Source organism: Tsukamurella hominis (assembly GCF_965137015.1).
Classification (GTDB): Bacteria; Actinomycetota; Actinomycetes; order Mycobacteriales; family Mycobacteriaceae; genus Tsukamurella; species Tsukamurella hominis.
Genome location: NZ_CBCRZG010000007.1, coordinates 101,599 through 128,552 on the forward strand (window position 1 = coordinate 101,599; position 26,954 = coordinate 128,552).

The 26,954-nt window shown below is 71.5% G+C and carries 23 protein-coding genes and 1 pseudogene; 10 read left to right on the forward strand and 14 right to left on the reverse strand.

Going from position 1 to position 26,954, the window contains the following annotated elements:
- The first annotated feature begins 89 nt into the window (after positions 1–89).
- Positions 90–1,574 carry a 30S ribosomal protein S1 gene (rpsA, locus tag ACM9LD_RS11685; RefSeq protein ID WP_068568982.1) on the forward strand — a complete coding sequence of 495 codons (1,485 nt, stop codon included), beginning with the start codon at positions 90–92 and terminating at the stop codon, positions 1,572–1,574.
- Between the two features lie 72 nt (positions 1,575–1,646).
- On the opposite strand, the gene ACM9LD_RS11690 is transcribed toward rpsA, so the two are convergent.
- The 5 genes from ACM9LD_RS11690 to ACM9LD_RS11710 are packed head-to-tail and all read right to left on the reverse strand — an operon-like array spanning position 1,647 to position 6,931.
- A complete protein-coding gene (locus tag ACM9LD_RS11690) occupies positions 1,647–2,753 on the reverse strand; it encodes an ABC transporter ATP-binding protein (RefSeq protein ID WP_415676820.1) in 1,107 nt (368 codons plus the stop codon).
- A gap of 41 nt (positions 2,754–2,794) precedes the next feature.
- Entirely contained in the window at positions 2,795–3,634 is an 840-nt protein-coding gene (locus ACM9LD_RS11695) for a carbohydrate ABC transporter permease (RefSeq protein ID WP_415676821.1), read from the reverse strand.
- Positions 3,634–4,569 carry a carbohydrate ABC transporter permease gene (locus ACM9LD_RS11700; RefSeq protein ID WP_415676822.1) on the reverse strand — a complete coding sequence of 312 codons (936 nt, stop codon included), beginning with the start codon at positions 4,567–4,569 and terminating at the stop codon, positions 3,634–3,636. Before ACM9LD_RS11700 ends, ACM9LD_RS11695 begins: the two co-directional genes overlap by 1 nt.
- Positions 4,566–5,951, reverse strand: a complete 1,386-nt coding sequence (locus ACM9LD_RS11705; protein WP_415676823.1) for an ABC transporter substrate-binding protein — start codon at positions 5,949–5,951, stop codon at positions 4,566–4,568. The genes ACM9LD_RS11700 and ACM9LD_RS11705 overlap by 4 nt, the downstream gene beginning before the upstream one ends.
- Positions 5,948–6,931: a sugar-binding transcriptional regulator gene (locus ACM9LD_RS11710; protein WP_415676824.1), complete on the reverse strand. Its 984-nt coding sequence runs from the start codon at positions 6,929–6,931 to the stop codon at positions 5,948–5,950. Before ACM9LD_RS11710 ends, ACM9LD_RS11705 begins: the two co-directional genes overlap by 4 nt.
- Before the next feature lie 99 nt (positions 6,932–7,030).
- Between ACM9LD_RS11710 and ACM9LD_RS11715 the strand changes: the two genes are divergently transcribed.
- Both ACM9LD_RS11715 and ACM9LD_RS11720 read left to right on the forward strand, forming a co-directional pair.
- Positions 7,031–8,068 carry an NAD(P)-dependent alcohol dehydrogenase gene (locus ACM9LD_RS11715; protein WP_415676825.1) on the forward strand — a complete coding sequence of 346 codons (1,038 nt, stop codon included), beginning with the start codon at positions 7,031–7,033 and terminating at the stop codon, positions 8,066–8,068.
- Positions 8,068–9,552 carry a mannitol dehydrogenase family protein gene (locus ACM9LD_RS11720; protein WP_415676826.1) on the forward strand — a complete coding sequence of 495 codons (1,485 nt, stop codon included), beginning with the start codon at positions 8,068–8,070 and terminating at the stop codon, positions 9,550–9,552. Before ACM9LD_RS11715 ends, ACM9LD_RS11720 begins: the two co-directional genes overlap by 1 nt.
- Before the next feature lie 12 nt (positions 9,553–9,564).
- On the opposite strand, the gene ACM9LD_RS11725 is transcribed toward ACM9LD_RS11720, so the two are convergent.
- Entirely contained in the window at positions 9,565–10,980 is a 1,416-nt protein-coding gene (locus ACM9LD_RS11725) for an FGGY family carbohydrate kinase (RefSeq protein WP_415676827.1), read from the reverse strand.
- A 93-nt stretch (positions 10,981–11,073) separates the two neighbouring features.
- Between ACM9LD_RS11725 and aztD the strand changes: the two genes are divergently transcribed.
- Both aztD and coaE read left to right on the forward strand, forming a co-directional pair.
- The gene (gene aztD, locus ACM9LD_RS11730; RefSeq protein ID WP_415676828.1) at positions 11,074–12,336 is read left to right on the forward strand and encodes a zinc metallochaperone AztD; all 1,263 of its coding nucleotides are present in this window, start codon (positions 11,074–11,076) and stop codon (positions 12,334–12,336) included.
- A gap of 9 nt (positions 12,337–12,345) precedes the next feature.
- Positions 12,346–13,227, forward strand: a complete 882-nt coding sequence (gene coaE, locus ACM9LD_RS11735; RefSeq protein ID WP_415676829.1) for a dephospho-CoA kinase — start codon at positions 12,346–12,348, stop codon at positions 13,225–13,227.
- Here coaE and ACM9LD_RS11740 read toward each other — a convergent pair.
- Both ACM9LD_RS11740 and ACM9LD_RS11745 read right to left on the reverse strand, forming a co-directional pair.
- Positions 13,212–13,763, reverse strand: coding sequence for an SWIM zinc finger family protein (locus ACM9LD_RS11740; RefSeq protein ID WP_415676830.1), 552 nt, complete (start codon positions 13,761–13,763; stop codon positions 13,212–13,214). The genes coaE and ACM9LD_RS11740 overlap by 16 nt on opposite strands.
- Position 13,764: 1 nt before the next feature.
- Positions 13,765–15,339 carry a DEAD/DEAH box helicase gene (locus tag ACM9LD_RS11745; RefSeq protein ID WP_415676831.1) on the reverse strand — a complete coding sequence of 525 codons (1,575 nt, stop codon included), beginning with the start codon at positions 15,337–15,339 and terminating at the stop codon, positions 13,765–13,767.
- Positions 15,340–15,545: 206 nt separating this feature from the next.
- Here ACM9LD_RS11745 and ACM9LD_RS11750 point away from each other — a divergent pair, with 206 nt between their 5' ends.
- The gene (locus ACM9LD_RS11750) at positions 15,546–16,304 is read left to right on the forward strand and encodes a TetR/AcrR family transcriptional regulator (protein ID WP_415676900.1); all 759 of its coding nucleotides are present in this window, start codon (positions 15,546–15,548) and stop codon (positions 16,302–16,304) included.
- A gap of 3 nt (positions 16,305–16,307) precedes the next feature.
- Here the strand turns inward: ACM9LD_RS11750 and ACM9LD_RS11755 are convergent, their stop codons facing one another.
- Positions 16,308–16,766 carry a ribonuclease FAU-1 family protein gene (locus ACM9LD_RS11755; protein ID WP_415676901.1) on the reverse strand — a complete coding sequence of 153 codons (459 nt, stop codon included), beginning with the start codon at positions 16,764–16,766 and terminating at the stop codon, positions 16,308–16,310.
- Positions 16,767–17,214: 448 nt separating this feature from the next.
- Here ACM9LD_RS11755 and ACM9LD_RS11760 point away from each other — a divergent pair, with 448 nt between their 5' ends.
- The 3 genes from ACM9LD_RS11760 (at position 17,215) to ACM9LD_RS11770 (ending at position 21,072) form a co-directional block, all read left to right on the forward strand.
- Complete coding sequence (locus ACM9LD_RS11760; RefSeq protein WP_415676832.1) at positions 17,215–18,246, forward strand: TRM11 family SAM-dependent methyltransferase; 1,032 nt, start codon at positions 17,215–17,217, stop codon at positions 18,244–18,246.
- A 56-nt stretch (positions 18,247–18,302) separates the two neighbouring features.
- Entirely contained in the window at positions 18,303–20,465 is a 2,163-nt protein-coding gene (uvrB, locus tag ACM9LD_RS11765) for an excinuclease ABC subunit UvrB (protein WP_415676833.1), read from the forward strand.
- A 163-nt stretch (positions 20,466–20,628) separates the two neighbouring features.
- Positions 20,629–21,072: a universal stress protein gene (locus ACM9LD_RS11770; RefSeq protein ID WP_415676834.1), complete on the forward strand. Its 444-nt coding sequence runs from the start codon at positions 20,629–20,631 to the stop codon at positions 21,070–21,072.
- 5 nt (positions 21,073–21,077) lie between these two features.
- On the opposite strand, the gene ACM9LD_RS11775 is transcribed toward ACM9LD_RS11770, so the two are convergent.
- From ACM9LD_RS11775 to ACM9LD_RS11795, 5 genes and pseudogenes are all read right to left on the reverse strand, one after another.
- Positions 21,078–23,408 carry a HelD family protein gene (locus tag ACM9LD_RS11775; protein ID WP_415676835.1) on the reverse strand — a complete coding sequence of 777 codons (2,331 nt, stop codon included), beginning with the start codon at positions 23,406–23,408 and terminating at the stop codon, positions 21,078–21,080.
- Between the two features lie 67 nt (positions 23,409–23,475).
- Positions 23,476–23,745 carry a hypothetical protein gene (locus tag ACM9LD_RS11780; protein ID WP_415676836.1) on the reverse strand — a complete coding sequence of 90 codons (270 nt, stop codon included), beginning with the start codon at positions 23,743–23,745 and terminating at the stop codon, positions 23,476–23,478.
- Positions 23,742–24,923: an FAD-dependent monooxygenase gene (locus tag ACM9LD_RS11785; RefSeq protein ID WP_415676837.1), complete on the reverse strand. Its 1,182-nt coding sequence runs from the start codon at positions 24,921–24,923 to the stop codon at positions 23,742–23,744. Before ACM9LD_RS11785 ends, ACM9LD_RS11780 begins: the two co-directional genes overlap by 4 nt.
- A gap of 55 nt (positions 24,924–24,978) precedes the next feature.
- On the reverse strand, positions 24,979–25,782 hold the full coding sequence (locus ACM9LD_RS11790) for an alpha/beta fold hydrolase (RefSeq protein WP_415676838.1): 804 nt from the start codon (positions 25,780–25,782) through the stop codon (positions 24,979–24,981).
- A gap of 53 nt (positions 25,783–25,835) precedes the next feature.
- Positions 25,836–25,997 (reverse strand): annotated as a pseudogene (locus ACM9LD_RS11795) (CGNR zinc finger domain-containing protein); the annotation flags it as partial.
- Between ACM9LD_RS11795 and ACM9LD_RS11800 the strand changes: the two are divergent.
- On the forward strand, positions 25,945–26,943 hold the full coding sequence (locus ACM9LD_RS11800; protein WP_415676902.1) for an alpha/beta fold hydrolase: 999 nt from the start codon (positions 25,945–25,947) through the stop codon (positions 26,941–26,943). The pseudogene ACM9LD_RS11795 and the gene ACM9LD_RS11800 sit on opposite strands and share 53 nt — an antisense overlap.
- Positions 26,944–26,954 lie beyond the last annotated feature (11 nt).

The window sequence follows — 26,954 nt, forward strand, 5'->3', positions numbered from 1 at the left end:
CGCGGTGGAGTAGCCTGGACCACGCGTGTGCCCATGCGTGCGCGATCTCGACCCAAACTACTAGCACCCTGTCCGGAGCAACTTACCCAATGCCCACCACCACCGTTACATCCCCGCAGGTCGCCGTCAACGACATCGGCACCGCGGAGGATTTCCTCGCCGCGATCGACGCCACGATCAAGTACTTCAACGATGGCGACATCGTCGAGGGCACCATCGTCAAGGTCGACCGTGACGAGGTCCTGCTCGACATCGGTTACAAGACCGAGGGTGTCATCCCCTCCCGCGAGCTGAGCATCAAGCACGACGTCGACCCGTCCGAGGTCGTCAACGTCGGCGATGCCGTCGAGGCTCTCGTCCTCACCAAGGAGGACAAGGAAGGCCGCCTGATCCTGTCCAAGAAGCGTGCGCAGTACGAGCGCGCCTGGGGCACGATCGAGGAGCTCAAGGAGAAGGACGAGGCCGTCAAGGGCACCGTCATCGAGGTGGTCAAGGGTGGTCTCATCCTGGACATCGGCCTCCGCGGCTTCCTCCCGGCCTCGCTGGTCGAGATGCGTCGCGTGCGCGACCTCCAGCCGTACATCGGCAAGGAGATCGAGGCGAAGATCATCGAGCTCGACAAGAACCGCAACAACGTGGTCCTGTCGCGCCGTGCGTGGCTCGAGCAGACCCAGTCCGAGGTCCGCAGCGAGTTCCTGCACCAGCTGCAGAAGGGCCAGGTCCGCAAGGGCGTCGTGTCCTCCATCGTCAACTTCGGTGCCTTCGTGGACCTGGGCGGCGTCGACGGCCTCGTGCACGTCTCGGAGCTGTCCTGGAAGCACATCGATCACCCGTCCGAGGTGGTCACCGTGGGCGACGAGGTCACCGTCGAGGTCCTCGACGTCGACCTGGACCGCGAGCGCGTCTCGCTGTCGCTCAAGGCGACCCAGGAGGATCCGTGGCGTCAGTTCGCCCGGACCCACGCCATCGGCCAGATCGTGCCCGGCAAGGTCACCAAGCTCGTCCCGTTCGGCGCGTTCGTCCGCGTCGAGGAGGGCATCGAGGGCCTCGTCCACATCTCGGAGCTGGCCGAGCGCCACGTCGAGGTCCCGGACCAGGTCGTCTCGGTCGGCGACGACGCCATGGTGCGCGTCATCGACATCGACCTCGAGCGTCGTCGCATCTCGCTGAGCCTCAAGCAGGCCAACGAGGACTACACCGAGGAGTTCGACCCGTCGAAGTACGGCATGGCCGACAGCTACGACGAGAACGGCGAGTACATCTTCCCCGAGGGCTTCGATCCCGAGACCAACGAGTGGCTCGAGGGCTTCGAGAAGCAGCGCGAGGAGTGGGAGGGTCGCTACGCCGAGGCGGAGCGCCGCCACAAGATGCACACCGCGCAGATGGAGAAGTTCGCGGCCGACGAGGCCGCCGAGGCCGCTGCCGGTGGTCCGGCCGCGGGTGGCGCGAACTACTCGAGCGAGTCGTCCTCGAACGACCGTGGTGGCAACGAGGCCCCGCAGAGCACCGGCGGTTCGCTGGCCAGCGATGCGCAGCTCGCTGCTCTCCGCGAGAAGCTGTCGGGCAACGCCTGATCCGCTTCACCGCATCGACGAGAACGCCCCGCATCCTGCACAGGATGCGGGGCGTTCCCCGTTTCCGGGCTCCTAGTTGAGGCGGTCGCCGGTGTCCGGATGGAACAGGTGCACCGCGGGCTCCACCTGGGCGAGCCGCACGCCGTCGCCGATCCGGGCCGCGGTGCGCCGCGGGCACCGCGCCACCAGCGTGACGGGCGCGCCGTCGACACCGGCCACACCGGGATCCTCGACACTCGCGTAGACGAACGTGTCGCTCCCGAGGTCCTCCATGATCGCGACGGTTCCGGCCACCCCCGCGTCCGGTCCCGCGAGACCGAGACTCTCGGGGCGGATGCCGACGGTCACGCGGTCCAAGCCGGAGGCGCGCAGCGCGGCCCGCGCCTCGGCATCCAGGTCGACGGTGCCGCCCGCCACGGCGATCGCCCCGTCCCGGACGGGCGCGGTGAAGAGATTCATCGCCGGCGAGCCGATGAAGCCGGCGACGAAGGCGTTCTTGGGGCGGTCGTACAGCTCTGCGGGGGTCGCGAACTGCTGGAGCACCCCGAACTTGAGCACGGCGACGCGGTCGCCCATCGTCATCGCCTCGACCTGGTCGTGCGTGACGTAGACGGTGGTCGTGCCCAGCCGTCGCTGGAGCGCGGCGATCTGCGTGCGGGTCTGCACCCGGAGCTTGGCGTCGAGGTTCGACAGCGGCTCGTCCATGCAGAAGACCTGCGGCTCACGCACGATCGCCCGGCCCATCGCGACACGCTGGCGCTGACCACCGGACAGGCGCGCCGGCTTGCGGTCGAGATAGTCGGTGAGGTCAAGCAGCTTCGCGGCTTCGGCGACCTTCTGCTTGCGCTCGTCGAGCGGGACGCCGCGCATCTTCAGCGCGAAGCCCATGTTCTCGCCGACCGTCTTGTTCGGGTACAGGGCGTAATTCTGGAAGACCATCGCGATGTCGCGGTCCTTGGGCGCGACGCCCACCATGCTGCGGCCGCCGATGGAGATCGCGCCGGAGTCGATCTCCTCCAGGCCGGCGAGCATGCGCAGCGCGGTCGACTTGCCGGAGCCGGACGGCCCGACCAGGACCACGAACTCGCCGTCGGCGATGTCGAGGTCGAGGGAGTCGACGGCGAGGGTCTCGGCGCCGGGGTAGACGCAGCAGGCCTTGTCGTACGTGATGGAAGCCATGGTTCCTCCTGGGGATCCGAGGGGCGAGAAGTGGTGGGCGGCTACTTGATGGCGCCGAAGGACAGGCCGCGGACCAGCTTGTTCTGGGCGATCCACCCGCAGATGACCACGGGGAGGGCGGCCAGCACGGAGGCGGCGGAGAGCTTGGCCCAGAACAGGCCCTGCCCGGACATGAATCCGGTGAGGGCCACCGGCATGGTCTGGGCGTTGACCGCGGTGAGGTTCACCGCGAAGAAGAACTCGTTCCACGAGAAGATCACGCAGATCAGGGCGGTGGCCGCGATGCCGGGCGAGATGATCGGGAGGATCACCTCGCGCACCGAGGTCCACAGTCCGGCACCGTCCATCCCGGCGGCCTCGAGCAGCTCGCTCGGCACCTCGAGGAAGAAGGACCGCATCATCCACACGGCGATCGGCAGGTTCATCGCCGTGTAGAGGATGACCAGCGTCCAGATGTTGTCGAGCATCCCGATCCGCCCGACGATGACGTACAGCGGGATGATCGCCGCCACGATCGGCAGCATCTTGGTGCTGATGAAGAAGAACAGCGCGTCCTGCGTCTTGCGGACCGGTCGCAGCGAGAGGGCGAAGGCCGCGGGCACGCCGAGCACCAGCACGAGGGTCGTCGAGATGACCGTCGCGAAGACCGAGTTGAGCAGCGGGACCCCGATGCCGGAGTCGAAGACGGCCTTGAACTGATCCAGGGTCGGCACGAAGAACACCGTGGGCGGCCGGGTCGCCGCGTCGCTCTCCTGCTTGAACGCGGTGAGCACCATCCACAGCACGGGGAAGAAGAAGCCGATGGCGATGATCCAGGTGATCGCGGTCAGCGCGCCGCCCTTGGGGTCCCGCCGGCGACGGGGAACGATGGTGGTGGACATCAGGCTGCTTCCTCTCCGGCGCCGAAGCTCTTGAAGATCAGGCGGATCGCGAGCGTCGAGACGACGATCGTGCCGATCACGGTGACGACGCCCATGGCCGCGGCCTGGCCGATGTCGAAGCCGAGGAAGGCACGCTGGTAGATGTAGAAGGGCAGGTTGGAGCTGGCGACGCCAGGGCCGCCCGAGGTCATCATGTAGACCGCGTCGAAGGTGTTGACCAGGTAGATCGCGCCCAGCACCGCGCCCAGCTCGATGAAGCGGCGCAGGTGCGGCAGCGTCAGCTCGCGGAACAGGCGCACGCTGGTGGCGCCGTCGACCCGCGCCGCCTCCTGCACGTCGCGCGGCATGGACTGCAGGCCCGCCAGGATGAGCAGCATCATGAACGGGGTCCACTGCCACACGAGCTCGGCGACGACGGAGGCGAGCGGGTACTCGCTGAGCCAGTCGACGTGGATGCCGAGCGGGCCGAGTACCCACGCGAGCAGTCCGTTGGTGGGGGAGAGCAGGCTCGTCTTCCACAGCAGCGCGGCGGCGACGGGGGTGACGAGGAACGGCGTGATGAGCAGGGTGCGGACCACGCCGCGCCCCAGGAACTTCCGGTCCAGCAGCAGGGCCAGGATCAGGCCGAGGATCACCGACAGCACGACGGTGCCGACGATGAGCAGCACGGTGTTGAGCGTGACCGTCCAGAACTGGGTGTCGCGGAACACCTCGACGTAGTTCCCCAGCCAGTTGAACTTCCGCGATCCCGGGCGCACCAGGTTCCACGACTGGGTGGAGTAGTACAGCGTCACCAGGAATGGGATCTGGGTGACGATCACCATGAAGATCAGCGCGGGCAGCAGCGGCCCGCGGCGGCGCCACGCCTCGGCGCGGGTGATGCGGTCGCGCTTGGAGCGCAACGGCGCTGCGGGACGTACCTCGGTCGTGGTCATCGTGCTGCTCCCGTCCGGTCCTGGCTGTCGCGGTAGCTCTTCCCGACGACCTCCGCGTACTTCTGCGACTGGGCGAGCGCGTCGTCGACGGAGATCTGGCCGGCGATCGCGGCGCTGATCTGCTGGCTCACGCGGGTGCCCAGGTCCTGGAACTCGGGAATCGCGAGGAACTGGATCCCGGTGTAGGGCACGGGCTCCAGCGTCGGGCGGGACTGGTCGGCGGCGAGCATGGAGTCGAGCGTCTGCTTCGCGAAGGTCGACGAGAGCTCCTTGTAGGCGGGCAGCTCGTAGGTCGACAGCCGGCTGCCCGGCGGGACGCGGCTCGGCCCGAGCTTGTCGGCGACCCCGGCGATGTACTGCTTGCTCGTCATCCAGGAGACGAACTTCCATGCGTCGCCGGCGCGCGTGCTCTTCGCCGGGATGCCGAGCGACCAGGTGTAGAGCCAGCCGTTGCCGGACTTGGCCATCTTCGGCGCGGGGAGGTAGCCGACCTGGCCGGCGATCTTCGAGGTCTCGGGGCTCTCCAGTGAGGAGACGGCGGCCGTGGAGTCGTACCACATCGCGGCCTGCCCCTGCGCCAACAGGTTTCCGCACTCCTGGAAGCCGGTGGACGCGGCGCCGGCCTCGCCGTAGTTCCGCACGGTGTCGACGTAGAACCGCACCGCGTCGCGCATCTGCGGCGAGTCGAACTGCGGGTTCCACTGCTCGTCGAACCAGCGGCCGCCGAAGGCGTTGATCACGGTGTTCAGGGGCGCGAGCACCTCGCCCCAGCCGGGCTTGCCGCGCAGGCAGATCCCCGCCACGTCGCGCGAGTGCAGCTTGCGGGCTGCGTCGGCGACCTCGGGCCACGTCGGCTCGGCGGGCAGCGTGATGCCCGCCTTCGCGAACATCTCCTTGTTGTACATGAGGAACGAGGACTCGCCGTAGAACGGCACTGAGTACATCCGGCCCTGGTACGAGAGCGCGTCGCGCAGCGTCGGGATGAAATCGCCCGGGTCGTACGACGGGTCGCGGTCCATCAGCGAGGAGAGGTCCGTGAGCCAGCCGTTCTGGGCCCACATCCGGGTCTCGTAGTTACTGATCATCACCACGTCGAACTCGCCCCCGCCGGTGGAGACGGAGGCGGTGATCTTGGCCCGCGCCTCGTTCTCCGAGAGCGTGACGAACTTGAGCTTCACGCCGGGGTTGGCGCGTTCGAACTCGGGGGCCAGGCCCACCGCGTCCGTCATCTGCGAGTTCGACACCATGGCAACGGTGACGGCGGAGCCGCCCCCGTCGGTGAAGACACCCGCGCCGGAGCAGCCGGCGAGCAGTGCCGTCGCGGCGGCGAGGCCACCGGCGGCCGCGGCGCGGCGTCGTGCGGATCTGCGGATCACGGTCATCCCTTCTGTTCTGCGAGCAGCCACTGCGCGGTGGGACGGTCCGTGACCAGGGTGGTCGCGAAGCCGCCGCGCAGGGCGCCCAGGATCGATTCCCGGCGGTGCTCGCCGCCGGAGGTGAGAATCGCTGTGGGGCAGCGCCGGATGTCCTCCAGCGGTACCGAGACGGTGCGGTCGACGAGCGAGGACGCGACGGGCGCACCGTCGAGCCCGTAGAAGCGCCCTCCGATCTCGCCGACGGCCCCGAGCGTGTGCAGCTCGCCCAGGACCTCGGTGTCGATGTACGCGCCCTCGAAGAGGGTGGTGGAGGTGGAGACGGAACCGACGCCGAAGAGCATCACCTCGGCGGAACGGGCGGCCGCGAGCGCCTGGGAGACGATGGAATCGCGTTCGAGCGCCCGCACCGTGTCGGGGTCGGCGAACAGCGGTGCCACGAGCCGGACCGGCCGCGCGCCGAGGCGTTCGGAGAAACGGGCGAGGGCGTGGTCGACGCCCGTGTGGTACTCGACGGAGGTCATCGAGCCGTCCATCTGCACCACGCGGGCGCAGGCCGCGGCGCCGCCGAGCGCGTCCGCCACCGCCACCTGCTCGGGGCCCCAGGTGAAGCCGAAGGTGTCCGTCGGCTGCAGCCGGCGGGCGAGCAGGGAGGCGCCGGCCCGGCCCAGGGCGGCGTCGCCCGAGGGGGTCCCGTCGGCGTCCTCCGCGATGATCAGCGCCTCGGTGAGCCCGAAAGCGGCCTCCAGGTCGCGCTCGAGATCGGGGTGGATGGAATCCGCGAGGTGCGCGGGGGCGGCGACGGTGACGGTGACCAGTCCCTGCGCCCGGGCCCGGGCGACGAGGCGGCCGGCCGTGGGGCGGGAGACCCCCAGCCGCTCCGCGATCTGCGCTTGGGTGAGGCCCTCGAGGTGGTACATGGTGGCCGCGCGCACCAGCAGGCGCAGATCGTGGCCGGGTTCCCCGGGGGTGCGCTGCGGTGATGTCACGCGATGCTCCGTCGATAGCGTGAGCAAATGCTCACTAGCGGTGATTCTGCTCACTACGCTAACATCGGTGATGTGACCCAGGCAACAGTTTCGAAGGAAATGCGCGCCAGCGTGCTGCATCCCGGGGGCCGGATGACCCTCGAGTCGAGGCCCGTCCCGACGCCCGACCCCGGCGACGTGCTGGTCGAGGTCGCGGCCGTCGGCGTGTGCGGCTCCGACACCCACTACCTGCGCCACGGCCGCATCGGCGAGTTCGTGGTGACCGCCCCGATCGTGCTCGGGCACGAGGCGTCAGGGCGGATCGTGGCGGTCGGCGCGGGCGTGCCCGTGGAGCGGATCGGCGAGCGCGTCTCCATCGAGCCGCAGCGTCCCGATCCGCTCAGTCCGGAGTCCCTCCGCGGCGAGTACAACCTCTGCCCGGCCATGAAGTTCTACGCCACTCCGCCGGTCGACGGCGCCCTCGCCGAGTACGTGACCATCGGGTCGGCGTTCGCGCACGCCGTCCCGGACGCGGTGTCTGACGAGGCGGCGGCGCTGTTCGAGCCGCTTTCCGTGGGGATCGCCGCGCTGCGCAAGGCGGCGGTCGGCCTCGGAGGATCGGTCCTCATCGCCGGCGCGGGTCCGATCGGCCTCCTCTGCGCGCAGGTCGCGCGCGCGTCGGGCCTCACCCGGATCGTGGTGACGGACCCCGATCCGGTGCGCCGCGCGGCAGCGGAGCGCTTCGGCGCGACGCGGTCCGTCGACCCCGGCGTGGACGGATCCGCGGCGGGCGACGGCTTCGACGCGTTCGTCGACGCGTCCGGCGCGCCCGCTGCGATCCGCGCGGGTATCCCCGTCGTCCGCCCCGGCGGCCGGATCGTGCTGGTGGGCATGGGAGCCGACGATCTCGAGCTGCCCGTCTCGCTGATCCAGGCCCGGGAGCTGGTTCTCACCGGCGTCTTCCGCTACGCGAACACCTGGCCGACGGCCATCGCGCTGGTGGCCGAAGGGCGCGTCGACCTCGACGGCATGGTCACCGGGCGCTTCTCACTCGACCGCGCCGAGGACGCCCTCAACGCCGACCGGGAGCCCGGCAGCATCAAGGCCGTCGTCCATCCCGGCCGCGCCGGCACCGAACCGCACACCGAGGAGCTGTGATGACCGCACCGATCGACCTGAATCCGTCCGCCCTGCCAGCGATCGCGGGCGCGACCGTGCCGGCCTACGACCGCGCCGCGGTGCGGACCGGCATCGTGCATTTCGGCGTCGGTGGCTTCCACCGGGCCCATCAGGCGGTCTACGTCGACCGGCTGCTCGCGGCCGCCCCCGGCGCGGCGGGCTGGGGCATCTGCGGCGTCGGGCTCCGGCCCGCCGACGCCGCGATGCGCGACGCCCTCGTTCCCCAGGGCGGGCTCTACACGCTCACCCTCAAGCATCCCGACGGTGCGGTCGAGACCTCGGTCGTCGGGTCGATCGTCGACTACCTGTACGCCCCCGACGGTCCCGAGGCGGTACTCGAGCGGCTCGCAGCGCCGGAGACGCGCATCGTCTCCCTCACCATCACCGAGGGCGGCTACAACTTCTCCGCGACCACCGGCGAATTCGACGCCGAGAACCCGGATGTCAGGCACGACCTGGAGCCGGGCGTGTCGCCCCGCACCGTCTTCGGGTACGTCGTGGAGGCCCTGCGGCGGCGACGCGACCGCGGCGTCCCGGCCTTCACGGTCATGTCCTGCGACAACATCGAGGGCAACGGGCACGTCGCGCAGCGCACCTTCACCGCCTTCGCCCGCCTGGCCGATCCGGACCTCGCGGACTGGATCGCCGAGCACGTGCGCTTCCCCAATTCGATGGTGGACCGGATCACGCCCGCGACCCCCGGCGGGCTGCGCGCCGAGGTCGCGGCGCGGGCGGGCGTCGACGACCGGTGGCCCGTGGTCGCCGAGCCCTACACCCAGTGGGTGCTCGAGGACGCCTTCGGCGCGGGCCGCCCGCGGTTCGAGGACGCCGGCGTGCAGGTGGTCGACGACGTCGCGCCCTACGAGCTCATGAAGCTGCGCCTGCTCAACGCGGGGCACCAGGCCCTCGGGCACTTCGCCCGCCTGCTGGGCTACGAGTACGTCCACGACGCCGCCGCCGACCCGGACGTGCGGGAGCTGCTCCGTCGGTACATGCAGGAGGAGGGGCGGCCCACACTGCGCCCCGTCCCCGGCATCGACCTCGACGACTACATCGAGACCCTGCTCGAGCGGTTCTCCAACCCCGCGATCGCCGACACCGTCGCGCGCCTGTGCCAGGACGCCTCCGACCGGATCCCGAAATGGCTCGTGCCCGTGATCGTCTCGCGCCTCGACGCCGGTGCCTCGGCGCCCCTCGCGGCCGCGGTCGTCGCCGCCTGGACCCGCGGCTGCGAGGGAGTCGACGACGCCGGAGCGCCGATCGTGCAGGGCGACCGCGCTGCGGACGCCCTGACGGAGCGGGCCGTCCGGTCCAGGACGGAGCCGCTCGCCTTCGTCACGGCGCCGGACCTCTTCGGCGATCTCGCCGACCGTCCGGGGTTCACCGAGCCCTACCTCGCGGCCCTGACTGCGCTGCGTGCGACCGGCGCACGCGCCCTGCTGCGGGGCCTCCTCGCGCGGTAGGCCGTCCGCGGTTCAGGGGCGGTCGAGCACCAGCGCGGCCGCCTCGCGGTAGCGCGCGTAGACCTCCGGCGTGGCCGCGGCCGTGCGCGATTCGGCGACCGGGCGCTGCCACGTCGGCGCCGGGCCGTCGCCCCGGAGCGCCCACGCGGCCTGCCGGGCGGCCCCGCGGGCGACGTACTCGCCGTCGGCGGGGAAGTCCACGGCGCGACCGAAGATCGCGGGCGCGATGTCGCGCACCGCGCCCGACCGGCCGCCGCCGCCGACGACGAGGATCCGCTCGACCGCCGTGCCCTGCTCGGCGATCGCGTCGAGGCAGAACTGCAGGGAGCAGAGCAGGCCCTCGACGGCGGCGCGCGCGATGTTCTCGCGGGTGAGGTTGGTGCCGGTCACGCCCTGCAGCGATCCGGTGGCGTTCGGCAGGTTGGGGGAGCGCTCCCCGGCGAAGAACGGGACCAGGACCAGGCCCTCCGCACCGGGCGGCGCGGCCAGCGCGAGTCGCGCGAATTCTCCGAGGTCCGCGCCCAGCATCCGCGCGGTCGCCGCCAGGACCGGGGCGCCGTTGAGGGTGCAGACCAGCGGTAGCTGGTGCCCGGTCGCGTCGGCGAACCCGGCGACGATCCCCGACGGGTCGCGCGGCGCCGTCGCCGTCACGGCGCTGACCACGCCCGACGTCCCGAGGGAGACGATGCAGTCCCCGGGCCGGGCGTCGAGTCCGAGCGCGGCCCCTGCGTTGTCGCCCGCCCCGGCGCCGAGCCGTGTGCCCCGGCGGAGCGGGCCGTCGCCGACGGTGACCGGTGTCGACTCCGCGGGCCCGAGCACTCGGGGGAGCGTGGGCCGCCGCCCGCGCAGCGCGAGTTCGAGGAGGTCCGTGCGGTACTCGCCCGTCGCCGCGCTGAAGTAGCCGGTGCCGGAGGCGTCCGAGCGGTCCGTCGCGAGGGCGGCGAGCCCGCCCCCGCCGAGCCGCCACGTGAGCCAGTCGTGCGGGAGGCAGACCGCGGCCGTCGCGTCCGCGTGGGCGGGTTCCGCGTCGGCGAGCCAGCGCAGCTTCGCGGCGGTGACGGCGGCGACCGGGACCACGCCCACCGCGTCGGCCCACCGGTCCGGTCCGCCGAGGTCCGCGATCAGCTGCTCCGCCGCGGCGGCCGATCGGGTGTCGTTCCACAGCAGGGCGTCCCGCACCACGGCACCGTCGTGGTCCAGGCACACCATGCCGTGCTGCTGAGCCCCGACCGAGGCGGCGGCGACGTCGTCGAGACCGCCCGCGGCGCGGGCCGCCGCCTCGAAGGCCTCGAACCAGGCCGCCGGTGCGACCTCGGTGCCGGGCGGGTGCGGAGCGGAGCCGGAACGGACGACCTCGCCCGAATCCGCGTCGCACACCACGACCTTGCAGGACTGGGTGGACGAATCGATTCCGGCGACGAGGGGCACGGTGGCGATCCTCCCAGACCGCGGCGTCGCCCATGCACGTATCGCCATGGTGATCTTTGACAATGATTTTCATCAACGATTACACCTGTCCTCATGCCCAAGCACCTGCACCTCGCCGCGCCCCTCCTCGCCGCCGCCCTGCTGGCCGCCGGATGCGGCTCCGCCCAGCCGGATCCGGCACCGTCGTCGGCGAAGGCCTCCGGATCGGACGCCGCCGCGCCCGATGGCGCGACCGAACAGCGTCGCGCGGCGCCGCGCCTCGCCATCACCTACGAGGGCGGGGTGCAGGTACTCGACGCCACCACGTTCGAGCGCGTCGCGGACTTCCCCGGCGAGGGCTACCTCCGGGTGAACCCCGCCGGCGACGGCCGCCACACCGTGCTCTCCGAGGGCGACGGCTTCCGCCTGCTGGACCTCGGCGCCTGGTCCGTGCCCCACGGCGACCACCAGCACTTCTACACCGCCGCGCCGCGTCGCACCGACATCACGATCCAGGCCCCCGAGCCCGGCCACGTGGTCCGCCACGACGGCCGCACCGTGTTCTTCTCCGACGGCACCGGCGCCGTCACGTCGATCGCCTCGGACAAGGTGGGCGACCCCGACGCGCCCCGCGCGACCTACACCGCCGCGAAGCCGCACCACGGCGTCGCCGTCGAGCGGGCGGACGGCTCGATGCTCATCACCCTCGGCGACGAGAAGAGCCGCACCGGCGTCGCGATCCTCGACAAGGACCGGAAGGAGATCGCCCGCAACGAGCAGTGCCCGGGCGTGCACGGCGAGGGGGCCGCCGAGGGCGGCGTCGTGCTCTTCGGCTGTGAGGACGGCGTTCTCGTGGTGCGCGGCAACGAGATCGTGAAGACCGCGGCGCCGACGCCCGGCTACGCGCGCACCGGCAACGTCGCCGCGACCGAGGCCCATGCCGTGGTGCTGGGCGACTACAAGGTCGACAAGGCGGCGAAGCCCGAGCGGCCCACCCGGGTCAGCCTCATCGACACCCGCACCGGCGCTGTCAAGCTCGTCGACCTGCCCGCCTCCTACAGTTTCCGCTCGCTGGCGCGGGGGCAGTTCGGCGAGGCCCTCGTGCTCGGCACCGACGGCGTGCTCCGCGTCCTCGACCCCAACACCGGCGCCGTCGTCCGCGAGGTCAAGGCCGTGGCGCCGTGGAGCGAGGACGCGAACTGGCAGGAGCCGCGCCCCGCGGTCTTCACCCTGGGATCGACCGCCTACGTCACCGACCCGTCGGCCACGTCGATCGTCGCGATCGACGTCCCCACAGGCAAGGAGCTGCGCCGCGGCACCCTCGAGCACACGCCCGACGAGGTGTCGGGCGTCACCGGGGTCGGCACCACTCACTAGTCTGAGGGCATGTTGCGGATCGGACTGACGGGCGGCATCGGCGCGGGCAAGTCGACGGTGGCGAAGGAACTCGCCGCCCTCGGCGCGGTGATCGTGGACGGCGACAAGATCGCCCGCGAGGTCGTCGAACCCGGGACGCCCGGGCTCGCGGCCCTCGCCGAGGCCTTCGGCGAGGGCATCCTCGCCGAGGACGGCAGCCTGAACCGGCCGGCCCTCGCTGCGATCGCCTTCTCGGACGACGAGTCCCGCGCGAAGCTCAACGCGATCACGCACCCGCTCGTCGGCGCGCGGTCCGCGGAGCTGATCGAGGCGGCCGGCCCCGACGCCGTGATCGTGCAGGACATCCCGCTCCTCGTGGAGAACAAGGTGGCGCCGATGTTCCATCTCGTGATCATCGTCTGGGTCGATGCCGAGGAGCGGGTCCGCCGGCTCGTCGGCTCGCGGGGCATGGCCGAGGACGACGCCCGCGCCCGCATCGCCGCCCAAGCCACCGACGAGCAGCGTCGCGCCGTCGCCGACGTCTGGCTCGAGAACACGGGCACGGAGGACGCGACGCGCGCCGCCGTCCGGGCGCTGTGGGCGGACCGCATCGCCCCGTACGCCGCGAACGTCGCCGCGCACCGTCCGGCCGCCCACGCCCCGCGGGTGGACGACCCTGCCTACGACGAGCGGCTCGTCGGGCGCCTGTGGGTCACCCTCGGCGCCGACGCCGCCTCGGTCACGGCCGACGGTGCCGAGGCCGCCGTCGTGCTCGCCGACAACGTTACCGTCGACGCGGTCGCGGAGAAGCTCGCGGCGGCGGGCTTCGCGCCCACGGGGCCGGGGGAGTTCGCGAGCTCCGACCCGGGCCGCGCGGCGGCGGTGCGGGTCACGACTCAGGGCACCGCGTAGAAGTCCCGCACGTGCAGCGCGGCCAGCGGCGTCCACCGCGGCGCCGGCCGGTCGTCCTCAGCGTCACCCGCGGGCGCAGAGGCGCCGTACGCCTGGATCGTCAGCGCGGTCACCGGCTCGTGGTCGACGAGCGTCGCGAGCGCGTACACCGCGGCGAGCACGTGCACGCACATCGTGCTGCGCGCCTTGCAGGAGCAGTCGGCGGCGTCGAGGATGGGCGCGGGCCGCAGCCCGCGGGCGAGCAGCGCCGCGTGGACCGCGTCGTCGGGCTCGGTGCGGGAGCCCAACTCCTCCCGCAGCGCCGTCGCGGTCGCCGGCGCCATCGCGGCGAACTCGAGGTGCGCTGCGGACGCGCTCGCGCCGCTGTGCACGAGAGCGCTGACCCGGCCACCGTCTAACTGCAGCGTGACGCCGCCGTTGCGGGCGAGCATCCGGGCCCGCGGGGCGTGCGTGTTCGGGGTGCTCGCGGTGGTCGGCTCGGCGATGCGGACGAGGTCGGCGCCCCAGGTGGTGAATCCGAAGGGGTTGGTGGCCATGTCAGTTCTCCCGGTTCCGGCGCAGGACGTCCATCAGGCGCTCGTCGTCGAGCGAGGCGAGTTCGGTCACGATCGACCCGTCGTCGGCGTGCACGCCGAGAAGGGCCTTGCGGCGGTGCATCTCGTCGATGTGCTCCTCGATCGTGGTCGCCGTCGTCAAGGTGGTCACCGTGACCGGACGGCTCTGCCCGATGCGGTGGGCACGATCGGTGGCCTGTGCCTCGACCGCCGGGTTCCACCAGCGGTCGTAGTGCAGCACCTCGCTCGCGCGGGTGAGGGTGAGGCCGGTTCCTCCGGCCTTGAGGCTCATCACCAGGACCTCCGGGCCGGTGCCCGCCTGGAAGGCGTCGGCGATCGCGGACCGCTCGGCGACCGGCATCCCGCCGTGGAAGAACGGGACCGCGCGGCCGAGCAGCGACGAGGCCGCCGCGGCGAGCAACTCGCCCGTGTCCCGGTACTGGCTGAACACGAGGGTCGGCCGGTGCGCGGCGACGTTCGCCTCGAGGATCTCCATCGCCACGTCGAGCTTGCCTGACCTGCCCGGCTCCCAGGAGGGTGCGGCACCGTCGATGAGGCCCGGGTGGTTGCAGACCTGCTTGAGCGCGGTGAGCACGGCGAGCAGCCGGCCGTGCCGCTCGAGCCCGCTGCCGAACCCGTCGCCGGCCGCGCGGGCGAGGATCGCGTCGTAGCGGCGGGCCTGCTCGTCGCTGAGGTCGCACAGGACGGGGTTGTCGATCTTCGGCGGCAGCGCGCCGGCCGCGCGGTCCTTGGTGCGGGCCAGCATCACCGGCGCGACGGCCGCGCGCAGGCGACGCAGGGCGCCGTCGTCCCCGGACTCCACCGCGCGGGTGAACCGGCGCCGGAAGACCGCCTTGACCGGGAACATCCGCGGGGCGACCACCCGCAGGATCGCCCACAGGTCGTCGAGCGAGTTCTCGATCGGCGTGCCGGTGAGGGCGATGCGGAACTCCGCGTCGAGCTCGCGCGCGGCGCGGGAGACCTGGGTCCGCGGGTTCTTCAGCGCGTGCGCCTCGTCGAAGACGACGGCGGTCCACCGGGTCCGCGCGAGCTCCGCCGCCGAGAGCCGCAGCCGGGCGTACGCCACGACGGTGACCTCGTCGAGCAGGGACGGCGCGAACCGCGCGATCTCCCGCTGCCAGTTGGTGGCGAGGCTCGTGGGGCAGATCACCAGGAACGGGCCCGGCCCCAGCCGGGTGAGGGCCGCGATCGCCTGCAGGGTCTTGCCGAGGCCCATCTCGTCGGCGAGCAGCGCGCCGCCGTGGTTGTGCAGGGCGCGGAGCAGCCAGGCCACGCCGGCCGCCTGGTAGGGCCGCGGCTTCGCGTCCAGGACGCCGTCGAGGGACGCGGCGGTCGTGACGGTGTCGACGAAGGCGGTGGTCGCGTAAGCGGCGGAGGTGACGGCGGTCCCCGTCGGGTCCGGCTCGGCATGGGCCGCGATCGGCAGCGGCGCCTCCTCGCCCCGGGTCCGATCGGACCATGCGGTGAGCGAGGCGGACGGCCGCGCGGCGCCGGGCAGTGCCGTGACGTCGACGAGGTCGCAGCGGACGTCGCGCACGGCGAGCGCACCGTCGACCGGAACGACGAGCGGGAGAACCGTGGCGCGGGCGGGATCGCCGAGGTCGTGCGAGGACCAGAGGGCGAACTGGTGCAGGTCGGGGAGGTACGTGGCTTCGAGGCTCAGGGCGCGTCCTTCGCGGGATTCGAATAGAGTACGTCGTACGGAGTACTCGAACAGTGTACACAGTACGGAGAAAGATGTCGATGAATCCCGAGGACGAGGGCCGCGCGCTGGTCAGGTTGCTGTGGCGGGCGGAGGCCGGGGAGCCGGCGCCGGGGCGCAAGGGGCCCAAGCAGCGCCTCACGGTCGACGAGGTGGTCGCGTCCGCGATCGAACTCGCCGATGCGGAGGGCCTCCCGGCGGTGACCATGCGGGCGCTCGCCGCGCGCCTCGGCGTCGGACCGATGAGCGTGTACACCTACGTGCCGACCCGCGACGTGCTGGTCGCGCTCATGGTCGACGCGGTCGCGCTCGCGCAGCCGCCGGCCGAGCGGCTCGCCACGCTGCGCGCCTCCCTGGTCGCGGCCGTCCGTGCGCGCCGCGACGAGTACCTCGCGCACACGTGGCTGCTCGACGCGCCCTCGTGGCGGGACGTGCTCGGGCCGGGGAGGATCGGGCAGTACGAGGCGCAGCTCGCGCTCCTCGAGGACCTCCCGATCGGCGACCTCGAGCGGGACTGGCTGATCGTGCTGTTGGAGAGCTTCGCCGCGGGCGCCGCCCGCAGTTCCGGGGCGCGCGGCGCCGCGTCGCGGCCGATGACCGACGCGCAGTGGTGGGAGGTCGTCGGGCCGGAGCTCGCCGCGCTCATGCCGCCCGGGAAGTACCCGATCGCGGGCCGCGTCGGCACCGTCGTCGGCGAGTACTACAGCGCCCCCGGCGATCCGGATGCCGGCTTCGAGCTGGGCCTGCAGGTGCTGCTCGACGGCCTGGAATCGCGGATCCCCGGCCTGCGGGACGGGTAGCGGTCAGCGCCAGGTGATCGGCGCGCCCTCCGCGGCCAGCCAGGCGTCCACGCTGTGCCCGTGCGTCGCCGTGCCGGTGACGGCCCGGACGGCCGCATGCAGTGCCCGCTCGGCGTCCGCCGCGCTGAGCAGGTCCGCCGCCGAGGCGGCGAGCAGCTCGTCGACGTCGATGAGCTCGATCGGCCTACCCGGGTGCTCGACGAGGTCGAGGTACCAGTCCTCGGTGTACCAGACGTTCCCATCCCGGTGGATCCGGGCGACGTCGAGGTACACGCGCTGGTCGCGCTCGTGGCCCGGCGTGAAGTGGAAGATCGTCGCGCGCAGGTCGAACGCGGGGAGCAGCCACGACTCGACCGCGTCGAACTTCGGGTGGTCCGCGCCCCGGAAGACGTACAGCCCGAAGGGCGTCTCCCGGAACTCCTCGACCTCGCGGACGAAGCCCTTGGGATCGGTGTTGGTCATCGCAGGCGGGTCGAAGACCTCGCGCTTGGGCGGGTGCACGGCGCCGTCGTCGACGGCGGCATCGGCGGCGAGGCGCAGCACCAGCGTGACCTCGGTGTGCCCCCGGGGCCGGCCGGCTACCGCGCCGGAGGGCCGGAAGCCGTGGCGCCGCAGCAGCGCGCCGAGCGCGTCGTCGTGGGTGCGGACGAGGATCCCGTCGAGCCCCGACGCCCGCTCGCGCGCCGCGTCGAGGAGGGCGGGCACGGCGTCCTCCGCCGCATCGAGCACCGTCAGGTCCAGCCAGGCGCCGGTCGTCGCGCCGATCGCCGCCGCCCCGTCGACGGTGAGCTCGAAGGTCACGTCCGCGTCCATTCGTCCACGATACGACGCCTCGTTGGGATTCCCGGGTGGCTGCGCCACGGGACCACGTGACGCGTCCGGTCCGGACTCCCCACGTACGATCTCAGCCGTGCCCCAGTACCTGCTCCTACCCGCCCCCGCTGCCAATCGCGTCTACGCGGAGGCCGCCGCGTCCATGGTGCGCGCCGAGCTGACGGTGCTCAGCCGCGCCGCGCTCGGCGGGCGGGTCGGGCCCGTCGAGACCGCGACCGTCGCGGGCGTCGAGTACCTCGCCTTCGAGGCCGACGAGATGACCGAGCGCGACCTCGCCTTCCTCGGCCTCACCTCCGCGTTCTACGCGCTCTTCGAGGTCGACGGCGAGCTGCTGCGGCCCGTCGCCGTGCCCTCGCCCGACCGCTACCCGTCCGACCTGCTGACGATCCTCAAGTACCAGGGCAAGACGAACGAGCAGTTCACGCGGCTCGTTCTCAACGTGACCGCGGCCTCGACCGCCAAGCCCGACGGGGTGCTCGACCGGACGATGCGGGTGCTCGACCCGGTGTGCGGCCGCGGCACCACGCTGAGCCAGGCCGTCATGTACGGCCTCGACGCGGTGGGCATCGACGTGGACACCAAGGACTTCGAGCTCTACAGCTCCTTCTTCACCACCTGGCTCAAGGACCACCGGTTCAAGCACGCCGCCGCGACCACCCCGGTGCGCCGCGAGAAGTCGGTGATCGCCAAGAAGTACGAGGCCGCCTTCGCCGCCGAGAAGGCCGACTACCTGGCGGGGGAGAAGCAGACGCTCACCTGCTACGCCGCCGACACCCTGCTCACCTCCCAGCTGATCAAGCCCGGCACGGTCGACGTGGTGGTCGGAGACCTGCCCTACGGGGTGCAGCACGGCAGCCGCGGCCCCCGCGGTCTCGTGCGGGACCCGCTCGACCTGCTGAACGCCGCCCTCCCCGGCTGGGCCACGCGGCTGCGCACCGGCGGTGCGATGGGGCTCGCGTGGAACACCCGGGTCGCGCCCCGGGCGCGGGTCGCGGAGGTGCTGGAGGCCGCCGGGCTGACGGTGCTCGACGGTCCCGGCTACGACGATCTGCGGCATCGCGTGGACCGGGCGATCACGCGGGACGTGATCGTCGCGCGGAAGGACTGACCCCTCGCCGGTCCGCTCGCGGAAAACTTGTCGGTGGCGCGGCCTACGCTGGTGCCATGGCATTCGCGGCAGAGCAACCGGTGGTGGCGCACTCCGAGCACCGGCCCATCGGGGATATCGAGCGGGCCCCGGCGGAGTTCACGGTGGTCAGCGAGTACGAGCCGGCCGGTGACCAGCCCACGGCCATCGCCGACCTCGAGCGCAGGCTGAAGGCGGGCGAGAGGGACGTGGTGCTGCTGGGCGCCACCGGCACCGGCAAGTCGGCCACCACGGCCTGGCTGATCGAGAAGGTGCAGCGCCCCACGCTCATCATGGCGCCGAACAAGACGCTCGCCGCGCAGCTCGCCAACGAGCTGCGGGCCATGTTGCCGCACAACGCCGTCGAGTACTTCGTCTCGTACTACGACTACTACCAGCCCGAGGCGTACATCGCCCAGTCCGATACGTACATCGAGAAGGACTCGTCCATCAACGACGACGTGGAGCGGCTGCGGCACTCGGCCACCTCGTCGCTGCTGTCCCGCCGGGACGTCGTGGTGGTCGCGTCGGTCTCGTGCATCTACGGCCTCGGCACGCCTCAGAGCTACCTCGACCGCTCGGTGCAGCTCGAGGTGGGCATGGAGGTCGACCGGGACGCGCTGCTGCGGCTGCTGGTCGACGTGCAGTACAACCGGAACGACACGGCGTTCACCCGCGGTTCCTTCCGGGTGCGCGGTGACACGGTGGAGATCATCCCCTCGTACGAGGAGCTCGCGATCCGCATCGAGTTCTTCGGCGACGAGATCGAGGCTCTGTACTACCTGCACCCGCTCACCGGCGACATCGTGCGGCAGGTCGAGGATCTCCGCATCTTCCCGGCCACGCACTACGTGGCGGGGCCGGAGCGGATGGCCCGCGCCATCGAGGGCATCGAGGCCGAGCTGGAGGAGCGGCTGGCGGAGTTCGAGCGGCAGGGGAAGCTGCTCGAGGCGCAGCGGCTGCGGATGCGGACGCAGTACGACGTGGAGATGATGCGGCAGGTCGGGTTCTGCTCCGGCATCGAGAACTACAGCCGCCACATCGACGGCCGCGAGGCGGGCTCCGCGCCGGCGACGCTCATCGACTACTTCCCGGAGGACTTCCTCCTAGTGATCGACGAGTCGCACGTGACCGTCCCGCAGATCGGTGCCATGTTCGAGGGGGACGCCTCGCGCAAGCGCAACCTGGTGGACTTCGGTTTCCGGCTCCCGTCCGCCGTCGACAACCGGCCTTTGACGTGGGAGGAGTTCACCGAGCGCATCGGGCAGACCGTGTACCTCTCGGCCACCCCCGGCCAGTACGAACTGGGGCAGACCGGCGGCGAGTTCGTGGAGCAGGTCATCCGGCCGACAGGCCTCGTGGACCCGCAGGTGGTGATCAAGCCGACCAAGGGGCAGATCGACGATCTGATCCATGAGATCCGCGACCGCACCGAGCGCGACGAGCGGGTGCTTGTCACCACGCTCACCAAGAAGATGGCGGAGGATCTCACCGACTACCTGCTCGAGGCGGGCATCCGGGTCCGCTACCTGCACAGTGACATCGACACCCTGCGCCGGGTGGAGCTGCTGCGCCAGTTGCGGCTCGGCGAGTACGACGTGCTGGTCGGCATCAACCTGCTCCGCGAGGGCCTCGACCTGCCGGAGGTCTCGCTGGTGGCGATCCTCGACGCCGACAAGGAGGGCTTCCTCCGGTCCACGACCTCGCTGATCCAGACGATCGGCCGCGCGGCGCGCAACGTCTCGGGCGAAGTGCACATGTACGCCGACAAGGTGACCGAGTCGATGCGGGTCGCGATCGAGGAGACCGAGCGTCGCCGCGAGAAGCAGATCGCCTACAACACGGAGATGGGCGTCGATCCGAAGCCGCTGCGCAAGAAGATCGCCGACATCCTGGATCAGGTCTACACGGAGGCCGACGACACGGAGCAGGCCATCGGCGGCTCCGGCCGCAACGCCTCGCGCGGCCGCCGGGCCCAGGGGGAGCTGCGGTCGGCGTCGGCGGTGAGCGCGGGCATGTACGAGGGCGAGGACGTGAAGTCGATGCCGCGGGCAGAACTCGCGGACCTGATCTCCGAACTCACGGATCAGATGATGAATGCGGCACGGGAGCTGCAGTTCGAGCTCGCGGGCCGGATCCGCGACGAGATCGCGGACCTGAAGAAGGAGCTCCGCGGCATGGACGCCGCCGGTTTGCAATGACCTGCGAAGGCCTGCGAATCGGGTGACATCGGTTGCTCCGGTGTGTTCCCCGCCGCAAACGGCCTGTTCCCGGGGACGATGAGGCTATTGTGTCGGAGAAGTAATGCTAGGGCGTGCCCATGGCAGACCTCCGCTGGAGAAACGTAGAGAAAGAGGAGACTCGATGAGTGGCTACAGCACGATCGTCGTCGGCACCGACGGCTCGGAGTCGTCGCTGCGCGCCGTGGAGCGCGCCGCTGCGCTGTCCGGCGACGGCAAGCTGGTGATCGCGTGCGCCTTCCTGCCGAGCGAGGGCGCTGATCCGGCGGCCTCCGACATCCTGGGCGCCGACGCGTACCAGCTGCAGGGTGCGAACCCCGTCAACGACATGCTCCGCACCGCAGAGGGCCGCGCGGTCGCGGCCGGCGCGAAGAACGTCGAGAAGCGAGCCATCAAGGGACAGCCGGTCGATGCGCTGCTGGACCTGGTCAAGTCGCTGCCCGAGCCGGCCCTGCTGGTCGTGGGCAACAAGGGCATGAACTCCCTGACCGGTCGCCTCCTGGGCTCGGTGCCCTCGGATGCCGCCCGCAAGACCTCCGTGGACATCCTGATCGTCCACACCACGTAGCGGCTTCACGCCTCCAGAGCGCGCAGTGCGCGCGGCAGCGACCCGGACGTGACCACGGTCAACGTCTGGGTCGCTCGCGTCAGGGCCACGTACAGGTCGCGGAGCCCCCGATCGAACTCGACCTCGGCGGGCTCGCCCACGATCAGGCCCGGCTCCACCACGATCACGTGGTCGAACTCCAACCCCTTGGAATCGCGGACGCTCATCACCCGAACCGTCGGGGACGTCAGCCGCCGCAACGGGGCCACCAGGGACGACGGTGCCAGCACCGCCGTCAGGCGCTCGTCGTCGCGCGGCAGAACGTCGCGCACGGCCTCGGCCATCGGCCGCGTTCCGTCCGACAGGATCAGGCGCGGCGGCTCGGCCCCCGCCCGCACGGACGCCGGCGGCGAGAGCGTCGGATCGATCTGCGCCAGCACGTCCGCCGCGAGATCCATGATCTCCTTGGGCGTTCGGTAGTTCACCGTCAGTTCGGACACCGTGAACCGGCCCGGGACGTACGGGTCGAGCGCCTCGCCCCAGCTCGTCATCCCCGCGGCGTCACCGGTCTGCGCGGTGTCGCCGACCAGGGTCATCCACCGGTTCGGGCTGCGTCGCATCAGCATTCGCCACGCCATCGCCGAAAGCTCCTGCGCCTCATCGACGATGACGTGACCGAAGGTCCACGTGCGGTCGTCGCGCGCGCGGTCGGCGGTGGAGTTGAACTCGCGGACGGTCTGCCGCTGCGCGAGCTGCTCCGCGTCGATCAGGTCGTAGGCCATGAGGATCTCGGCGTCGAACTCGTCGTCCAGATCCTGTGGCGCCGAGCCGGTCAGGATGTCGAGGGCCTCCTGCGCCTCCTCGAGCCGCTGCCGCCACTGGCGCTCGGCCTCGTCGACATCGGCGTCGTCGTCGCCCAGGAACTCGGCGATCTCGTCGAGCAGCGGGGCGTCGGCGGGGGAGAAGGCGGGCTTGCCGTCGGCGCCCGTCGTCGCGGCCCGGTGGAGCTCGGCGCGCTCGGCGTCCGTGAGATCGGGTGCTGCCTCGGCGAGACGGTCTTCGTCGCGCAGAAGTTCCGTCAGCACGCGCTGTGGCGTCAGCGCCGGCCACAGCTGATCGAGAGCGCCCAGCACCTCGCGATCCTGCGCGAGCTCGTCCCGGATGTCGGAGATGTCGGTGCGGGAGAGCAGCATCGTGTTGTCCACCACCGACGAGCCAATCGTCGCCGCGTGCTGCGCGGCCAGCGCGTCGAGCGCGGACTGCCGGAAGATCGCGCGGGCGGTGTTGTGCGGCCGCCGCGATGAGCGGGCGCGTCCCCGGGCCCGGGTGGCGAGCTTCTTGTCGAGCGTCAGCGGGTACCCATCGAATTTGAGCACGATCGGCTCATCGGGCACCGTCTGCCAGCCCCGGACCGCCTGCTTCATGACCTCGACCATGGCGGTCGAGCCCTTGAGCCGCGCGGCCGCCGCGGTGTCCTCCAGCGTGGCGACGACGCCGGGGAACAGATCGCCGATGGTGCTGAGCAGCACGCCCGTCTCGCCGAGGCTGGGGAGCACCTGGCTGATGTAGTTGAGGAAGGTCTCGTTGGGGCCGACGATGAGTACGCCGGTGCGGGAGAGGTTCTGCCGGTACGTGTACAGCAGGTAGGCGGCGCGGTGCAGGGCGACGGCCGTCTTGCCGGTGCCCGGCCCGCCCTGCACCACGAGGACGCCGCGGTGCTCGGAACGGATGATCGCGTCCTGCTCGCGCTGGATCGTCTCCACGATGTCGGCCATGTGCCCGGTGCGGGCCCGGTTCAGAGCATCCACCAGCGCGGACTCCCCGGCGACGTTGGAGCCCAGGCTCTGCCCAGCGGCGGCACCGTCGGCCCCCTCTCCGGTCAGAGTGAGGCGCTCGGCGACCACGCCCGTGAGGTCGCGGCCGCGGGTGCGGACGTGCCGGCGCACCGCGACGCCCTCCGGCTGCGCGGGCGTCGCCAGGTAGAACGGGCGGGCGAGCGGCGCGCGCCAGTCGAGCAGGAGCGTGCTGAGGTCCTCGTCGTCGTCCAGGACGCCGATCCGGCCGATGCGGCGCACCGCGTCCGACGGGGCCGCGTCTCCGTCGGTCATGTCGAGGCGGCCGAAGTAGAGGTTCTGCTCGGCGGCATCGTACTTCGCGATGTCATCGGTGTAGAGCTGGTGGTACGAGTCCCGCTCGGAGATCTCCTGCGGGTTCTCGCCCACCTCCTGCAGGTTGTCGGCCCGGCGCCGGTTCGCGGTGGTGCGCATGGCGTCGATCCGGGCGTACACGCGATCGAGGTGGGCCTGCTCCTCGGCGAGCAGGGGATCGACGGCGTCGGTGGTCACAGGACTCCTCATGGACGGCAGCGATGAATCAGACCGTCCATTGTCCACGATCCGTCGAATCCGCGCTGTGACCCGCGCGTCACCGCCGGATGATCGACTTCGTCATGAGGTATCCGAGCACCACGGTGTAGGCCAACAGGAGGATTCCGACGATCCGCCGCGTTGCGGTGTCGCTGTCGAGGAAGACCACGGCGCCCGCGGGCACGCCGAGAAACGCGGGCACGAAGAGGAGCACCGCGGCGCGCCGAGTGCGGCGGTTGTCCGGTGAGGGAGTCTCGACGGTGCCGGAGCGGAGTCGTTCGCGGGCGCTGACCTCCTGGACCTGCTTCTCGTCCCACTCCGGGGTCACGACGGTTCTCCTTCCGGGTAGTCGGGCAGGTCGATGCCGTTGATAGCGCGCTCGATCACGGCCATGTCCCAGTCCTCGGGCGACGTCGCCGGCGGTTCGCCCGGGGCGGGGACGGTACGGCTGGCCGCGTTCCACTGCCCGACCTGCTGGTTCGCCTCGACCATCGGCCGCAGCAGGCGCTCGTACGCGGCGAACGCCGGTGCGGGCCGCCAGTCGGCGGCGTCGAGCTCGCCGGCGAGCACGTACGCGCCGACCAGCGCCAGGCTGGTGCCCTGCCCGGACATCGGCGACGAACAGAACGCCGCGTCGCCGAGGAGCGCGACGCGCCCCGTCGACCACGTGTCGAGCTCCACCTGCGCGACGGCGTCGAGGTAGAAGTCGTCGGCGGCGTCGGCGTGCGCGAGGATCCGCGGGGTGAGCCAGCCGAGGCCCGCCATCTTGGCGCGCAGCAGCGCCTTCTGTGCGTCGGGCTCGCGGCTCGCGAGTTCCGCCTCGGTGGCGGCGAAGGAGAACAGCGCCATCCCGAGCGCCGCGTCGCGGATCGGACGCAGGCCCGCCGAGCGGCCGGGCACCACGCAGTCGAGAAGCCAGCGGTCGAGGCCGAACTCGTTGGGGACGTTGTAGAAGGCCATGGCGTGGCCTAGATGACGGAGGTACCGATCGTGCGGGCCGAACGCGAGGGCGCGCAGCCCGGAGTGCAGGCCGTCCGCCCCGATCACCAGGTCGAACCGACGGTTCGGGCCGCCGCCCGCGAGGGTGATGTCGACCCCGTCGTCGTCCTGCGCGAGGGCCGTGATCCGGTTGCCGAACAGGTACTCCACCCGGTCGCGCGTGGCGTCGACGAGCACCTGCGAGAGGTCGCCGCGCAGGATCTCGATGTCGGCGATGAATCCGTCGCCGCCGTCGTCGTCCGCGCTGAAGGTCTGCAGGACGCTGCCGTCCTCATCGACGAACTGCGCGCCGGCGGTCTCGGTCCGCGCCGCGCGGACCGCCTCGTCGAGACCCATCCGGCGGATCACTTCCCGGGCCACCCCGCGCGCGTCCACCGCCTGCCCGCCGGGTCGTAGGCCGGGCGCCCGCTCGACGACGGTGACCTCGGCTCCGTAGCGCGCGAGCCAGTGTGCGAGAGCGGGGCCGGCGATGCTCGCGCCGGCGATCAACACCCTGGGACCGGTCATGGGGTCTCCTCGGTCGTGCGCGGAAACAACGGTGTAATCGTAGTGGTGCAGCCGGTCAGGCTCTGAGCGAACCGAGCCAGTCGGTGAGGAGAGCGGCGACCGTCTCCGGTCGTTCCAGGTGCGGGTTGTGTCCGCAGTCGTCCAGGACGGCGTACGTCGCGTGCGGGTAGGCGTCGAGCAGGGCCAACTGGTCGCGCCAGCCCACGACGGTGTCCTCGCGTCCGGTCACCACGAGGTGTCTGCCGCGGTGAGTCGGCGGCCATCGTGCCGGCTCGCCGGCGTGGGATGCCGCGAGTTCGGCGACCGCCGCGACGTCGTGCGTCTGAAGGCCCGGTCGGACGTGCTGGGCGAAGCGTTCCCACTGGTCGCGGCCCGAGCGGGCGGTGACGGCGCCGAACGCGGTGCGATCGGTGTCGGACAGCGAGGCGAGGAAGGCGAGTTCCTCCGCGGACCGACGTCCGGGGGGAGGGAGAGTACGGAGCCGCCGGGGGAGTACCGCTGGCGCGATCAGGGCCGATCCCAGCACGCGGTCGCCGAACATCTCGGTCAGAGCGATCGCGACGGCCCCGCCGTAGGAGGCTCCGATCACCGCGAACCGGCCGCCTCCGAGGGCGGCGCGGAGGTGCGTCGCAACGACGTCGACGATGTGCCCGGTGCTCATCGGTGTGACGGCGACCGAGCGGCCGTGCCCTGGAAAGTCGATGTAGTGGCGTTGCCAGGGGCCCGTGGCAGCCATGATCGGGTCGATCGGGAGCATCATGCGGTGATCGATCGAGAGGCCGTGAAGGAGAACGATCGGAATGCCCGATCCCCGAACGACCGCGACGAGGCCGTCGGGCTGATGCGCGGCTCCGGTCATGGCCGGGTCAACGACCCAGGGCGTGCGTGTATGCCGCAGGAGTCATCGCGACGTTAATGTCCGGACGAGGGCGAATCGGGAGGTGCCCCGTGGGCGGCGGTGAAGCGCGCCTTCTTCTCCCGGTTGCCGCAGGTGTTCATCTCGCACCAGCGGCGGGTGCGGCTGCGGCTGGTGTCGAAGAAGGCCGCACGGCAGGTGGGAGAGGCGCACAGCGCCCACCACCTGCGCCGGATCGGCCAGTTCCGCACGGTCATCGACGGTCTCGGGATCCACTTCCTCCACCGGCGTTCGCCCCGCGTGGACGCCACGCCCCTGATCATGACCCACGGCTGGCCGGGGAGTGTCGCGGAGTTCGTCGACGTCGTGGACGAACTGGCGAACCCCGCCAACGGAGCGTCGGCCTTCCACGTCGTGATCCCTTCGCTTCCTGGATTCGGGTTCAGCGACAAGCCGGCCGCCACCGGATGGGGGACCGAGAGGATCGCCGCCGCGTGGGTCGAGCTGATGAGCCGGCTCGGGTACCCGCGGTTCCTGGCGCACGGCGGGGACTGGGGCGGGAACATCACGACGGTGCTCGCGGGCCGATTTCCGGAGCACGTCCTCGGCATCCACACGACCTTCGCGGAAGGGCCGCCCGGCCTGGCCACGGAGGGCCTCACACCCGAGGAGCGCGGGTGGGCCGCGGAGACAGCGGACTTCTGGGCGAACCGCGCGGGCTACGCCAAGCAGCAGGCGACCCGCCCACAGACCATCGGATACGCGCTCGTCGACTCCCCGGTGGGGCTCCTCGCGTGGATCCTCGACAAGTTCGCCGAATGGTCGGACACCGAGGGCAGCCCGTTCGAGACCATCTCCCGCGACCGGATCCTGGACGACGTCACGCTGTACTGGCTCACCCGGTCGGGCGCCTCCGCCGCGCGCATCTACGCCGAGAGTCATGCCTCCCTCGATGCGGCGCTCCGCGTCGATGTGCCGACGGCGATCACGATCTACCCGCGCGACATCGAGAAGTACCCGCGTCCGTGGTCGGAGCAGCGGTACCGGCGCATCGTGCGGTGGCGGTCGCCGGACCGCGGGGGCCATTTCCCGTCGCTCGAGGTGCCCGACCTGTTCGTCGCGGACCTGCGGGAGGGCCTGGCGGCGGTTCTGGCCGTGTGCTGAGCGCCCGATTC